This window comes from Pseudomonadota bacterium (assembly GCA_022361155.1).
Lineage (GTDB): Bacteria > Myxococcota_A > Polyangia > Polyangiales > JAKSBK01 > JAKSBK01.
On sequence record JAKSBK010000453.1, the window covers coordinates 1 to 13,972 of the forward strand.

Annotated in this window: 14 protein-coding genes; 5 read left to right on the forward strand and 9 right to left on the reverse strand. The window is 64.9% G+C overall.

Annotated features, from left to right (window positions below):
- Both MJD61_17030 and MJD61_17035 read right to left on the reverse strand, forming a co-directional pair.
- Positions 1 to 1,024: VWA domain-containing protein (locus tag MJD61_17030; protein ID MCG8556966.1), on the reverse strand; the 1,024-nt coding region annotated here is incomplete at its 3' end.
- Positions 1,025 to 1,271: 247 nt separating this feature from the next.
- Positions 1,272 to 2,336, reverse strand: a complete 1,065-nt coding sequence (locus MJD61_17035; GenBank protein ID MCG8556967.1) for a hypothetical protein — start codon at positions 2,334 to 2,336, stop codon at positions 1,272 to 1,274.
- Between the two features lie 81 nt (positions 2,337 to 2,417).
- On the opposite strand from MJD61_17035, the gene MJD61_17040 reads away from it, so the two are divergent.
- A complete protein-coding gene (locus MJD61_17040) occupies positions 2,418 to 3,191 on the forward strand; it encodes a hypothetical protein (protein ID MCG8556968.1) in 774 nt (257 codons plus the stop codon).
- Positions 3,192 to 3,438: 247 nt separating this feature from the next.
- On the opposite strand, the gene MJD61_17045 is transcribed toward MJD61_17040, so the two are convergent.
- On the reverse strand, positions 3,439 to 3,675 hold the full coding sequence (locus tag MJD61_17045; GenBank protein ID MCG8556969.1) for an acyl carrier protein: 237 nt from the start codon (positions 3,673 to 3,675) through the stop codon (positions 3,439 to 3,441).
- 9 nt (positions 3,676 to 3,684) lie between these two features.
- Positions 3,685 to 4,914, reverse strand: a complete 1,230-nt coding sequence (locus MJD61_17050) for a hypothetical protein (GenBank protein ID MCG8556970.1) — start codon at positions 4,912 to 4,914, stop codon at positions 3,685 to 3,687.
- Positions 4,915 to 5,365: 451 nt separating this feature from the next.
- Here MJD61_17050 and infA point away from each other — a divergent pair, with 451 nt between their 5' ends.
- Positions 5,366 to 5,617, forward strand: coding sequence for a translation initiation factor IF-1 (gene infA, locus MJD61_17055; GenBank protein MCG8556971.1), 252 nt, complete (start codon positions 5,366 to 5,368; stop codon positions 5,615 to 5,617).
- A gap of 9 nt (positions 5,618 to 5,626) precedes the next feature.
- Here infA and hflC read toward each other — a convergent pair whose 3' ends face one another.
- Together hflC and hflK are read right to left on the reverse strand one after the other, a co-directional pair.
- Entirely contained in the window at positions 5,627 to 6,562 is a 936-nt protein-coding gene (gene hflC / locus MJD61_17060; protein MCG8556972.1) for a protease modulator HflC, read from the reverse strand.
- Complete coding sequence (gene hflK, locus MJD61_17065; GenBank protein MCG8556973.1) at positions 6,559 to 7,512, reverse strand: FtsH protease activity modulator HflK; 954 nt, start codon at positions 7,510 to 7,512, stop codon at positions 6,559 to 6,561. The genes hflC and hflK overlap by 4 nt, the downstream gene beginning before the upstream one ends.
- A 330-nt stretch (positions 7,513 to 7,842) precedes the next feature.
- On the opposite strand from hflK, the gene MJD61_17070 reads away from it, so the two are divergent.
- Entirely contained in the window at positions 7,843 to 8,133 is a 291-nt protein-coding gene (locus MJD61_17070; protein ID MCG8556974.1) for an oxidative damage protection protein, read from the forward strand.
- 18 nt (positions 8,134 to 8,151) lie between these two features.
- Here MJD61_17070 and MJD61_17075 read toward each other — a convergent pair whose 3' ends face one another.
- Both MJD61_17075 and msrB read right to left on the reverse strand, forming a co-directional pair.
- Entirely contained in the window at positions 8,152 to 10,617 is a 2,466-nt protein-coding gene (locus tag MJD61_17075; protein ID MCG8556975.1) for a protein kinase, read from the reverse strand.
- Positions 10,618 to 10,751: 134 nt separating this feature from the next.
- Entirely contained in the window at positions 10,752 to 11,177 is a 426-nt protein-coding gene (gene msrB / locus MJD61_17080; protein ID MCG8556976.1) for a peptide-methionine (R)-S-oxide reductase MsrB, read from the reverse strand.
- Between the two features lie 390 nt (positions 11,178 to 11,567).
- On the opposite strand from msrB, the gene MJD61_17085 reads away from it, so the two are divergent.
- Together MJD61_17085 and MJD61_17090 are read left to right on the forward strand one after the other, a co-directional pair.
- Positions 11,568 to 12,023, forward strand: a complete 456-nt coding sequence (locus MJD61_17085; GenBank protein MCG8556977.1) for a hypothetical protein — start codon at positions 11,568 to 11,570, stop codon at positions 12,021 to 12,023.
- Between the two features lie 21 nt (positions 12,024 to 12,044).
- Positions 12,045 to 12,623: an NUDIX domain-containing protein gene (locus tag MJD61_17090; protein ID MCG8556978.1), complete on the forward strand. Its 579-nt coding sequence runs from the start codon at positions 12,045 to 12,047 to the stop codon at positions 12,621 to 12,623.
- A gap of 676 nt (positions 12,624 to 13,299) precedes the next feature.
- Here MJD61_17090 and msrA read toward each other — a convergent pair.
- Complete coding sequence (msrA, locus tag MJD61_17095) at positions 13,300 to 13,920, reverse strand: peptide-methionine (S)-S-oxide reductase MsrA (protein ID MCG8556979.1); 621 nt, start codon at positions 13,918 to 13,920, stop codon at positions 13,300 to 13,302.
- Positions 13,921 to 13,972: the final 52 nt, after the last annotated feature.

Below are 13,972 nucleotides of genomic sequence, written 5' to 3' on the forward strand. Positions count from 1 at the left end.
GCGCGCCGGTCGCGCGCGAGAGCGCCACCAGGTCTACACTGTGCTGTCGTTCCCCTGACCAAAGCCCCACTACCCGCATGCTTCGCTCGGTGACCACCTCGAGCATCTCCGCCCAGGTATGAGCCCGCGCACCGTACAGCCTCGCGGGTTCGTACGGACTACCGGTCACCGGGCCGCCGTGCATCACCGCATCCGTGAACATCAGCACCACGGGCAACGCATCGGGGCGAAAGCACGCCATACCGAAGCCACCCTTGGGGCAGCCCACATTCGGCTCGACGAACCAACGCTCGGGACTCGGGTCATCGGGTCCCCGCTCCAGCCCCTCACCCGTCGCCAGTTGGTACAGCGCCTCGATGTGGGCCTCGGGCTGGTCCTTGCCGTCAGCCAAGCGAACCGTGCGGAGTGCCGCCTGCACGGCCTCGAGGTCCCCGGTCATGCGCCGTCGAAGCAAGAACGGCGTATCGTCCGGAGCCTTACCGTAGTCGGGCAATGGAAAATCCGAAAACGTGCCCACGCCGAATTCCGTGTCAGGGATCTCCTCGAAGATTGCCGGCGCCAGCCGATCCTTGAGCTGCGCGCGAATCTCATCGATCTCACCCATCATCGAGTTGCTGTTGTCGATCAGGAAGAAAACGTCGGCACGCCTCAGCTGGGTCTGGGTCTGCAGCTCGACCACGGCTTGCTGGCCGTCCCAGGGCACGTCCACGCAGGGCACATCGGGTACCTCGGGCAAAAAACCAACATCGGGAACCTCCACCCCGGTCTTTGCGCCGCAGCCCGCTGCGAAGAACAGTGCGCCGATGGCTAGTGTCTGTCCTGCCAGTGCCAGCCCGCATCGGTCACCAGCCTCCGGTCCAAGCGCCCGATCCGCCCGCCCTGGCGGACGCGTCCCCGTCTCCAGGCGATCCTCCGGGATCGCAGGAGCGAAGCGACGAGAACTCCGGTAGTGCAGACTGCGCTTCCGGTGCCTCGACTGCGGATCGACCGCTACCGCAGCCGCCTCCGACATTCCGTTCCCCATCGAAGGGGCGCCTCGAAGTTGGTGACCGATGCGGGCTGGCAACGAGCGGCTCACGCTCCCGACGGCCGCAGTGGAGTTATCGCATCTTCCCCGCACAGCGAATGTGCTGGCGTGATCCATCGAGCTCCGAGAGGGGTCCAGGGTCAGGAGGGGTCCGTCTCCAACTTTAACCTAGCGCGGGGGATCCGCACCGTCGAGGAAGCGACAGGGCAGGTCTTGCGCGTCCTTTTTGGACGTCGGGTGCGATTCAATGACGGCGCAAGACGCGGCGCTTCGCGTCCTTGGCCCGCGCCCGATCGCTCGCGAGCACGGCGAGGTAGTCGATCTGCCCTCGTCCGGGAGGCGGTAGGCTGGCCAGTCCGTGGGTGGCCTGGGGAATCTCGCGGCAGAACGCTTCCAACGCGGGCGCCGCGCTCACGAAGTCACCTTGGCCGAGCCCTCGGGACGCTGCTTTCAACGAGTCGGCGGCGCGCCGGCCGAGCCGGCCACGACGCGCCAGTTCTTCGTAGCTTGCAGTCAATGCGTCGGAGGAAAAGCCGTGGTTGATGACAAGCTCCGCCGCGACACGCAGCGCAGCCGCCGCATCGAGCGCTCCCATTTCCAGTAGAACCAAAGCCGGCTGGAAGTAGTTGAAGAACGGGCAGACCCGCTGGCCGAAGCCATCGAAAGCCTCCGGGGACGAGACTCGGTCCAACCGGATGAAGATGCGACGGCAAAAGTCTCGCCGTTCGATCTGGCTCGCCAGCTGAACGATGCGTGGGATGTCGGCCGCGTGCACCCCTGACCGCTCCAGTATGGCGATGAGGCCGTCCTCCGGCACCTTACCTGCGCATACATCGGCGTATAATGAGTAGATAAACGCGTCGGCCTCCGCGTCGTCCCCAAACATCACCTCGTCCAGATCGGGTGCGAGATCCCGCCGCGACTCGAACAGCGCGCCAAGCTTGTAGCCGACGTTGTCGTGCAGGTAGCGGAAGCGTCCGCGCAGCATGTTCGCCAGGCTGGGTTTGAGCGTGAACGAGTCCCAGCGCACGCCGTCAAGGCGCAGTTTCGTCTCGAGCACCTTGCGCATCTGCTCGGGGCTTCCAGACAGGATGTAGATGCCCGCCGGGTCGGTGGAACGCAGCTCCCGGATGAGCGGTGCGGCACCCGGCACAGTCCGCTTGCGGCGCGCCGGCTCGAATGCGGTGCGCAACAGGGCGCGCACGGTATCGAAGTCAGTCCGCAGGTAGGTCTTGTCGAGGTCCCAGCGGTACACCAGCTTGCCACGAGCCAGTGAACCCGCTACTCGCCCATCAACCGCGGTCACCACGTTCTGCAATCATAGCATGCGAGCGGGTCACAGACTGAGCCCGGCGCACAAATCACCGCCTGTCAGACGGCGAGGCCGAGATTGACCCACAGCCCAACGCGCGACCCTGTTGATGTGCTCGTCGTCGCGGCGCACCCCGAAGAGCTCTGTGCCCTTGAGTCGCAACTGCGCGAGCTTGACCCGAGGGAGCGCCGGGGAGCCGGCTCGCTGGAGCAGGCGCGCTCGATGGAGGCCAGGATCGCGGGACCAACCGTGCGCGCCCTTCCCACAGGAGTGGGCCTTGCGGCAGCAAGCACGGGAACAGCGCTGGCAATCGAACGCATGCAGCCCCGTGTCATGATCCTGGTTGGCAGCTGCGGTGCCTATCCCACAACCTCGGGGCTCCGGGTGGGTGATCTCGTGCAGGCGGAGCGGGTCTTGCTCGCCGACCTCGCCGTGGCACGAGGCGAGGCAGCGCTCGTCGCCGCCACGGACCAAGTGCTGGGGACGGATTCGGCCTTGCGGAAGACCCTTGGCGAGCACGGAGCAAGCCGTAGCGTTTGGGTCGCCAATACGCTGGGCATCACGACTAGCGACTCCGCAGCCCAGCTGCTAGGGGCGACGACGGGGTGCGCGGTCGAAAACCTCGAGGCGTTTGGTGTCGCCCTGGCCGCAGCTGCCGCATCCATCCCGTGCGCCGTGGTACTGGGGGTCACCAATGTCGTCGGATCGGAAGCTCGCCCCCAGTGGCGGCAACACCGCGAGCAGGCCGCCTTCAAGACCGCCCGCCTTGTCTGCACCTGGCTGGAGCATGGCGCCAGGAAATGGCTCGACGCCGGCCCAGGTGCCGTGTCCCAACAGCACCGATCCGGATAGGACACCGATTCCCGTAAACCGCGCAGGGCCGAGGACGAAAGCGGCTATGGCGCCATTCTCGACGGGAACCAGTGCCGCTTGCCAGGGATTGTGATCGATTGGCGTCGAGGGCTGTCGGCCGCTGGCAAGGCGCACCGACGATGACTGCGGTTCATTCGATGCTGTGCAGCGCATATTCGAGGAGGTGCAACACCGCCAGCGGCCGCCAGAGCCGGCGGGAATCCATCATAACCCCTGGCAAGCGGTACTAGCCGAGTCTGCGATCGATCTGCACCGCCAGCTCAGCAAAGGTCTTCACATCACGCAGCTCGTAGTCGGGAATCTCGACGTCAAAGGCGAGCTCCAGCTCGCTCAGCAGCTCGAGTACCTGTACGCTGTCGATACCAAGGGCATCGAAGACGTCATCATCCGGCGCCAAGGAGGCCGGCTCACGCCCGAAGCGCTCCGCCGCCAGACCGATGATGCGCTCCGCGGTTTCGGTCACACGCCGTACCTACCACAGACCCGCACCGATCTGCACATTGCTATAGCGCGGCGCGATGTCGGCGGCGACCCCGATCTTGATGCGAAACACCCAGATGTCGATGATCCGGAGGTCCGCGCCCCCCGTGAGGTGGTAGCGGCCAACCACGCTGCCTGTGGTTCGATCGGGATCGGTGTAGCTGCCCCCGCGCACCCGCAGGCGGTCAGGGATCATCTCGGCCTCGACTCCGGCGTGCAGCCCGAAGGACAGCGCCTCGCCCGAGCGCCGGTACCCTGGCGGCATCGGCCCACTGCCGGCCAGATAGCTTTCCAGGTTGATAGCGTCCGAGCTTGGTCCCGCCATCATGAGGTCAAAGCTGAAAAGCAGATAGCGGCTGTCTCGTACTCGACGCCGCACGCCCTCGTCCCAATCCCCGATGGGAGCGTTGCGGGCGCGGCCAGCCGAGGTGACCTCGTAGCTGATCCCGATACCCGCCTCCCACGGGAACTTCACCTCGCCGGGAGCCGGCTGCGTCACGCCGTACACCGAAGGAAAGCCGACACTCGCCAGGCTCGGCTCGGCGCTCGATGGCAGACGAAAACGCCCGCCCAGCCTCCAGTTGTGCGTGACCGGCCTGTACAGGACCCCGAGATCGATGAACATGGCGTTGTAGTCGATGCCCTCCTGGGGCAGCGCGAGCCGGCCCATCTGGACTGCGATCGGGGTACCCGCACGTCCGTGTTTCAGGTTCAGGGTGCGAATGCCTGCGCCCGCGCCAAACACGATGGTTCCGCGCCCAAGGGACACGCCGGCCGAAGCGCCCAGCTCTCGATCGGTAGCCGAAACCGCGTTGCCGTTGTCCACGCTTACCGTCTGAGTCCGGGCCAAGAAGACGGGCCCCAGAGCCAGGCCGCCAAACGCCAGGCGCAGACCGGCCAGGTAGCTCCGAAGCTCGGAAGAGTCACCCACGACCACGCCGTCGTTGTCGTAATCAACGTTTCCAATGGGAGTCAGCATGAGGTCGAGTGAGAGACTCGGATGAAACCAGGTAGTCTGGTCGTAGGAGCGGTTGGCGATCGAGGCGGGATTGCGGTAGTAGCCGTCGACCCCTTCCGCCACCGAGGTGTAGGCTCCTCCCATCCCCGTGACGCGCGACGAGGTCTGCAGGGGTCCACGATGCAGGTCCAGGATCGGCCCTGGCTGCGCAGACGCCTGTGGCGGACCCACAAGGCAGCACCAGGTGGCCACGGTGATTCCCATCCATATCCATATCCATCTCCGGGCCGCGCTGATGCGCCGCCACGCTCGCGTAGCGAGCACGTGACCCGGAACGGAGTTTGGGGTCAACCGGCAACAGTCACCTGCAAGTCTCGTCATGGCGTACCTGTACAACGCTTGTTCCAGAGGGCGTAGGTCGGTACGGGGTCGGGCGCCAGCGGCCGGCCGGAACACCCAGCCCTCGGGGACGCCCTGGATCCGTACTCCTTTTCGTAGCTTAGCCTCGACGCGACACTGCTGGTAGGCTAAGGTCCTGCGCCGTTGGTCGCAGGGCGGCCGCTCATCTCGTGGCTGTAGCTGCGGGGCACGGCCAGGAGTCGCCGGACAGCGCTAGCGGCGAGCAGCACTGGTAAGCCGGACCCAGGCGCTCGAGCAAGACGGCGCTCAAGCAAGACAGCGCTCAAGCAAGACAGCGCTCAAGCAAGGACAGCTTGTGGCTAGAAAACGAAGAAACTTCGAAAAGAACTCCGATCGAGATGACCATGTCAAGGTGGACGGCGTGGTCCTCAACGTGTTCGCGGGTGGGCAGTTCGAGGTCGAGACGGATACCGGCGCAGTGGTCAGGGCGCAGCTCTGCGGTCGCATGCGCAAATTCCGCATTCGCGTGATCCTGGGGGACCGGGTCACGGTTGCGCTGTCTCCCTACGACCTGACCCATGGAATGATCGTCTTTCGGGCCAAGTAACGGCTCCGGCTAGCGCTGCGACTTGAGAAAGCCCAGCAGCTCCGAATCGGTCGACAAGACGACATCGGTGTCCGCATCCACGATGGTTCGGTACGAATCGAGCGTCTTCAGAAAGGCGTACAGGCCCGGGCTCTTGTCGTAGGCGTTGGCGTAGATGCGCGCGGCTTCGGCGTCCGCGAGACCCCGAACCTCTTCAGCCTTGCGATACGCCTCGGACTCTATCTTGAGCCGTTCGCGCTCGATTCTGCCGCTGATCTCCGCGCTCTTGCCCTGCCCTTCGGAGCGGTGACGCTGAGCGATGCGCTTGCGCTCCGAGATCATGCGCTCGAACACTTTCTGCTGCACGCTCTCGACGTAGTTCACGCGCTTGATCTTGATATCGGCGATCTCGATGCCGTAACCGGGTACGACGGCCGCAACCTTCTCGATGACCAGCCGCGTGAGCTTCTCACGCCCGAGCTCGGGTACGAACGCGACCTGTTCCATCGTGCGATCCTGAGCCTCGTCCCCAAACTCGAAGTTGCGATCGCTGCTGCGCACTATCTCTATCAACGCGTGGTTGGCGATCACATTGCGAATCTCGCCGTCGATGATGTCGTCGAGACGCGATTGAGCGCTCGCTTCGTCGCGCAGACGCTCGTAAAACTGGATTGGATCCGTCACGCGCCAGCGCGCGTAGGTGTCGATCCAGATGTACTTCTTGTCCTTCGTCGGTATCTCGTTCGGATCGCCGTCCCAATCCAGCCAGCGCTTGTCGAACCGATGCACGTCGTGGACCATGGGCAGCTTGAAGTGCAAGCCAGGATCCTTGACCGCTTCGCCGAAGATCCTGCCGAACTGGGTGATCACAACCTGTTCGGTCTCCTTGATCGTGTAGGTCGCTCCGCCGGCCACGAACAGCACAGCGAGAGCCAGCACGGTCAGCAGCATGGGCTTGGCGCTCATGGCAGGGTTCCCTTTGCTGAGGCACCGGGCGCGTGCAGTGGAAGCAGCGGCACCAGGCCCTTGATCTTGTCATCGATGAAGACCCTGCGCCTAGCCTTGGGCAGCACTTCGCTCATGGCTTCCAGGTACAGGCGCGCGCGCGTTACCTCGGGGGCCTTTGCAAACTCCTGCTGAACCGCGGAAAAGCGCTTGGCGTCACCCCTGGCTCGATTGACCCGCTGAGTGGCGTAACCCTGCGCGGACTGGATCTCTTGCTCGGCCTTGCCGCGAGCCTCGGGAATGATCGAGTTGTATCGGGCCCATGCCTGGTTGATGGCCCGCTCGCGCTCCTGAATCGCTTGGTTGACCTCGTTGAACGACTCGCGCACGGGCTCGGGAGGATTGACGTCCTGCAGCACCAGCTGCAAGACCTCGATCCCAATATCGTAGCGGTCGCACAAGGCCTGCAGAGCGCCCTTGGCCTCGATCTGAATCGACTCCCGGCCCACCGTAAGCACTTCGGTTACGCTGCGATCGCCCACAGTCTGACGCATCACGGCCTCGCTCATGTCCCTGAAAGTACCCCTTACATCGCGGACCCGGAACACGAACTTGTACGCGTCCTTGATCTTGTATTGCACGATCCACTCTACGTCGGCCACGTTCAGGTCTCCCGTCAACATGCGCGACTCCCGTGCCCCTTCCCCCTGGCCACCGTAGACAGTGCGGACGCCCGCCCGCACCGTACGAAAGCCGAACTCCTCCTTGAGCTGACGCTGCACCGGCACCCGGATCAGCTGCTCGGCGCCGAACGGCAGCTTGAAATGGGGACCCGGCTGACTTGTGCGCACGTACCTTCCAAAACGCGTGATGAGGCCTACCTGCTCTGGCTCGATTTGGTAGTAGCTGCTGAGAGCGGCCGCAAAGGTGAGCAGCCCCAAGACCAGGCGCACTACATTGCGCGTCGCCATCCGTCGCAGGCGTCCGCCAGGGCCCGTATCGCCCAGACTATCGCTATTGCCGTTCCCACCGTAAGCGGCCATGGGTTCCTCACCTATTCTATCGGTGCCCGAATTGCTCCAGGATGCTTGAGCCTACCCCACCCGCACAGCGCCTTTGCTGTCTAGTACCACGGATCACAAGTCCGTGGACTCCTTGCCGATTCAGGCACAACAGCCCAAAAACTCGGATCGAGCTTCCGGGCCGTTGTACTAGCAGCGCACCTCGGGTCGTGTCCACCGAGCAGGTTGCTACGAAAAGCGGCTTGACGCGCTAGCCGCCAGCACCCACAAAGAAGAGCCATGTCCCGAACAGTCAAGTGCGTGAAGCTGGAACGGGAGCTACCCGGCCTGGACAAACCGCCTTTCAAGGGCGACCTGGGGCAGCGCGTGTTCGAGCAGGTATCGAAGGAAGGCTGGAAGCTCTGGATCGGACACTCCACCATGCTCATCAACGAGTACCGTCTGGAGGCGGGCACGCCGGAAGCCGTGAAGATCTGGATGACCGAGCTCGAGAAGTTCTTCTTTGGTGAGGGCTCTGCGTTGCCGCAGGAGTATGTCCCTCCGGATTCAGACCCAAAACCTGGATCCTAGGATTCAAGATTTGGGATTCTAGCGTTTGAGCTTGGCGGCCAGCCAGGCTTCGATCCCCCACACCAAATCACCGTCGCGGTACAGCGTCACCCGATCCCAGTCGGTGAACGACGCGTGCTCTCCGAACGAGTAATCATCCTTCTCGTTGAACGGACCTCGATCCAGCCTGACGATGCGCCCGCGGATATCGCCGGTCGCTTGTCCAGGAGCGAGCACACCCGCGGCTCGTGCGAAGCCGAGCTCGATGAACTCGTCGGCGCCCCGAACCGGATGCCGAATGGGCACGAAGCGGGCACGCACGTTATCGCAGCCGAACTCGGCCGCTTCGCAGCGGTAGCGGAGCCTGCCCCCGCCCGCGCGCGTGTACCAATAGCGAAGCGTCAAATCGCTGAGGCGCACTGGTCTGCTGCCGACGTTTACGATCCGGAAATGGGGCGCGATTCGGTCGTCGCCCGTCCGATCGTCCCCCGCCCGATATTGCACCTTTAGCCCGTGCCGGGGTTTCGAGGTCAGGCGCTCGAGCTGCCGCGCGCGGGAGCGCCGTTCGCCGGAACGCTCGCCGGAACCTTGTGGGTCGTGCGGGAGCGCTCCGAGGGCTCTCAGCGCTGCTGTCGCGGTCTCACGCTCGCAGGAATAGCAGTCGCCCAAGCCGAGAAAGCCGCAGCCTCTCCAGGAAGCCTCGTGGATGCGCATCAGCGCGGGAGCCACCGCACTGTCCTCGTCGTCCACCATCCTATGGATGACCTGGCGTCGCTCGCTGCACGTGCTCGCCCTCTCGAGAGCGATGACTCGGCGCACGTAGCGAGGCAAGCTGCTCTCTTGCTGCTGCGCCACAATCCTGGCGGCGGCGGCGCGGCGGGAGCGAGCACTGTGCCCGGTCATCAGCTCCTGGACGTCGGCTCTACGCTCCTGCGCGGAAGCGTGATCGCGCGCACGAGCGCTCTGCCCGCCGGTCGCCTTCACAGCGGAGGGACGCACGGACCGCGGTGCCGATGTCTTGCCGCCGGCGAGGGGGTTGCGCGGCGCCGGAGACTTGCGCTGCACTTCCCTTGCTGCAGCCCGGAAGTTCGAGCGAGAGCCAGGCTTACCTGGAGGCGGCTCCGCACCCCCGGGGGGCGGCGACACCCGCGCCTGCGTGGTCGTCGCCTTCCCATCGCCGCCCGTGAGCGACACGATCCACACTGCCATCAGGAGCAGCGCTGCGGCCGCCCCCAGCAGTGCGCCGGTCTGGACGCGTGGGCGTGGCCAAGCCCTGGCGTTGCGCAGCCTCTGCAGCCGCGGCACGACATCGGCAACCGCCTGCACATGCCGGCGCAGTCGAGCCACGATCTGGCCACTCAGGGGAAGGCTGCCGGGCAGCGAGCTCGACCCGACACAAAGCCTGCGTAACGTGTCCCTCACCTGGCCGGGGCAATCGGGGCGCTGCTCGATGATGGGCGCACAAAGCGCGCTCACCAAGGCATCCAGTTCCCTAGGCACCGTAGGATCCCATTGGCGCAGCGAGGGCGTCCGCTCCTTGAACTGCTTGGCAACCTGCGCGGTCAGATCGGGCGCCCTCCACAGGCGTCGTCCCGCGATGCACTCCCACATGAGCGTGCCCAAGGCGTAGAGGTCGGCGCGGTGGTCAACCTCGTCCCCGACGGCCTGCTCCGGTGCCATGTACCCTGGCGTCCCCACCACCGTGCCCACGCGCGTCAGCTGGACCGCGGCGGGCCCCTGACCGTGGGGTTGCTCCACGCTTGCGAAACGGGCGATGCCGAAATCGAGGATCTTAACCAGGTCGCTTCCGTCGTCGCGCGTCTGGATCAGGATGTTGTCGGGCTTCAGATCGCGGTGAACGATTCCCTCGGTCTTGGCCGCGGCCAGCGCGTCGGCGATCTGCGCACCAATCTCACATGCACGCCTCCAACCAAGGCGCTCATCGCGCTCGAGCAGCTCCCGCAGGCTGTGGCCCCGAACGAGCTGAGTGACCAGATAGGCACCCCCTTCGGCCAGCATGCCGTAGTCGATCGCACTGGCGACGTGTGGATGCTCGAAGCGTGCGGTTGCCATGGCCTCGCGGGCGAACCGGGCGGCCACCTCTCCGTTTCCTGCGAAATCGGGTCGAATCAGCTTCAGAGCGACCTGCTTGCGCAGCTTCAGGTGCTCCGCGACGAACACCGCACCCATGCCCCCTTCACCCAGCAGCTCGGTGACCCGGTAGCGCTCATCCAGGACACGGCCGATCCAGCTACCGACGGAAGAATTGCCTGACTCACCGGCCGTCTCCGGCGAGCGTCGCTTCAGGTCCACCTCGGTCGCGGCCATCTCCGGCCGCGCCGGCCGTGCTGGAGCGGTACCGGAACCGGAACGCTCGCCCGCAAAGCGATCCTCCGGCGCCTCCACAGCACGCTGGGCGGATCGCTCGGATCCGGGCTCGACGTCTTCGGCCCGCGGATCGGCGCTCGCTGACAACCGCGGGTCGGACCCTCCGTTAGCCCGCATTGGTGTAACCGCTCAGGCCGCAGGAAGTCGGACTTTCGGGCGCGACCAGGACATAGACCGCGCACGACAGGGCCCGGGAAGCCGTCGCTGAAGCAAAGATCCCCCGTGAGCGGTCACGCATGGATCACCGCCTGTCAATCCTCGCAGTCCGTCTTCGAAGCGGCCCGAGGCTCGAAACGCAGCGACACGGAGTTGACACAGTAGCGCCGACCCGTCGGTTGCGGGCCGTCGTCAAACACATGACCCAGATGCGAATCGCATCGGCTGCACAGGATCTCCATCCGGCGCAAGCCGAGACTGGTGTCCAGCTCCGTGCCGATGCTGTCGGGTCCTACGGGTCGCGTGAAGCTCGGCCAGCCGGAGCCGGAAGCGTACTTGGCGCTCGAGTCGAACAGGACCAACCCGCACGCCACACAGCAGTAGCTGCCGTCTCCGTGATGGTCGACAAAGCGTCCGCTGAACGGCGGCTCGGTACCCTTCTCGCGTGTAATCCGGTACTGCTCGGCGGTCAGCTGCCGCCGCCATTCGCCGGGGCTCTTGCGTACCTTGCTCGCTGCCACGATCCTCCTCCAAACCCCGTCGCGCACATGGGGGTCCAGCGTAGTCTAGGGGAGCCGCAGGTAACCGCCACCAGACCTCGTGTCCTGCGCCCCGAATCTCGCACACAATTCATCGGCCCTTGACGCCGCTCCAGCCAGCGACCGTCCTGTCGGCTATCTCCTTGAAATAGCGCTGCACTGGATCGAAATTGAACCGCCGTCGGCGTCGATTCGCTGGCCCGAGCGACCCCAATCGCTCGCAGACTCATGTACGAAATCGGGGACGCAGGACACTCGGTCGGACGTTCTGAGCATGTGAGTAGTAAAGCCAAACCGATAGCACACCGATTGTTAATGCTGTGGAGGGTGCTTCGACGCGAGCTGGAGCGCCGAGATTGTGGAGGTATCGCTATGGTGAACTGGGATGACTTCGAGACAGAGGCTATCGCGGCCGCAAGGGAGGCGCGGGAACAAGCTCGAGCGCAGTTCGTGTCCCAGGGCACAGTTGCCTCGCTAGCCTGCATATGGAAGCTGAGAGACCCGCTCACCGGAGAGCGCCTGCCTCGACCGACCAAAGTGTACCTCGAGTTTCCGACACCCAAGGGCAAGCGCGCACCAACGGGGCGGGCGGCGCTTCGTCAAGTGCAGACGCCTTTGCGCGCATTCGAGAGTCTTGCGGCGCTCTTGGTCACGGTGGTGCCCGACACCGAGCGGCCCGAGTACAAGGTGTGCGTACAACTCGAGACGCCCGGGATCAGGCGCAGAGTCTGGATGGCTTCGATCCGCGGTGAAGATGGTATCTTGGGGGACTTCGAGGAAGAGGAAGTCGGGGCTAACTTCTACCTCCTGCCGCCGCAGGCAGCGTAGCCGACCCCTCGTGTCCGCGTCATGCAGGCAACCCTGGCGGAATCGACGCGTCAACTCCTTAACGCCTACCGGCCCGAAGAAAGGGCTCAAGAGGCCTGCCGGGCCCGCATGCAGCGACGGCTCGAACACCCCGGCAGCGCTTTCGACCGCCGGTGCTTCGCACAGGGGCACTTCACTGCCAGCGCGCTGGTACTCACCCCGAGCTACGATGCGATACTGCTAGTCAAGCACGGCAAGCTCGAGCGCTGGCTGCAGCCTGGGGGCCACGTGGAAGCCCAGGACGCTGACCCGGTTCGGGCGGCTCTACGCGAGGTGCGGGAGGAAGCCGGCATTGCCGACCTCGCCCTGCTCGCAGACGGTATCTTCGACCTCGATATCCATCGGGTACCTGCCCGTGGCACGGAACCCACACACGAGCATTTCGACCTGCGCTTTCTGCTCGTCCCGTGTGTCCCTGTGGACCGCGCCGAGTCTCGACCCGACGCGAGATGGTTTGCGCTAGACGCCCTAGGCGCAACTTCGGACAAGTCGGTGCTGAGAGGTGTGCAGCGTGCCAGGCGCGCGTTGGCCAACAAGAAGCACGACCGAACCGAGGGTTGAGGGTGCCCCCCCGGAACGTCCGCTAACCTGGCCGCGGAGGCGGCGGTGGTGGAATGCTGCGTCGACCGATCGTGCTCAGGGCTACCCGTTCGCCCTGGAACGCCTTGCCGCCCGACGAGAACAAGAACATTAGCAGAGCCATCACGACCTCCTGACTTGACACCGACGCGGGCTCTTTCTGCAAGGCGTGTGCCTCCCAGTACGCTCTGGTGGGCCTGTGCACGGGAATTCCTCGCCACGGGCGTGGCAGGCAGCCGCAATCTGGGAGGCGGCGCTAGTCTCCGCCGATTCGTCAGCTACGAAGGCGGTTTCGTGAGACCTGTGTATCTCTTGCGATGTGGGGCCAGGTAGCCCTTGGGGGCTCATGTGGGAACAGCGACAAACTCGCACCGATAGTGGCCCAATGGTGAAGATGTACCCGTGGCTACGCCCGCAGGCCGGACGAGGCAGGGATCTCACCAGCGACGCACCGCCTGGGAATTATGCCCACCAGCTGTCGAACCGGCGCCGTTTCGAAGCTGTGCCAGGCAAGCATCAGGAACGGAAACTCTGGAATAGTCCGGATGGCTGCAGCTCCGAACGTGCGAGCCAACATGCGCATTCCGATGCGCACTGCGCATTCTGCATCACTCGCCTGAAGGCCCCCAAATCCTACATTCCATAGGCGTCACAGGCGCTACGCCGAATCTTCGTAAGGACAAGCCACACCTGTACCGCCGTGCCCGCAGTAACCCCCGGGGTTCTTGGCTAGATACTGCTGGTGATAGTCTTCAGCGTAGATGAACTCGGAGAGCTTGCGGATCTCGGTGGTGATGGGCCCATGGCCGGCGGCGTCCAAGCGAACCTGGTAGGCGCGCTTGGATCGCTCGCAGGCGTCGACTTGGGCATCCGTCCAGCAATACAGCGCCGAGCGGTACTGGCTACCCACGTCAGGCCCCTGGCGCATCCCCTGCGTGGGATCGTGACCCTCCCAGAACCGACGCACCAGGACCTCGAACGACGTGACTCGAGGATCCCACACTACCAGCACCACTTCGGCGTGACCCGTGCGGCCCGAGCAGACCTCCGCGTAGGTAGGATTCGGCGTGCAGCCTCCAGCGTACCCCACAGCTGTCGTGTGAACGCCGGGGCTCTGCCAAAACATGAGCTCGGCCCCCCAAAAACAGCCCATCCCGAACATCGCGCGGTCCATGCCTTCGAAGGGAGGCTCGAGTGGGGTACGCTTGACATGGTGAAGCGGCGGCACGCGCACCCGCGCCGAGCGCCCTGGCAACGCCTGCTCTTTCCCCCTAGTCACCGTCGACCAGGTCTCCGCTGCCCCCCAGCAGCGAGCCCTCCCCCGTACGCGC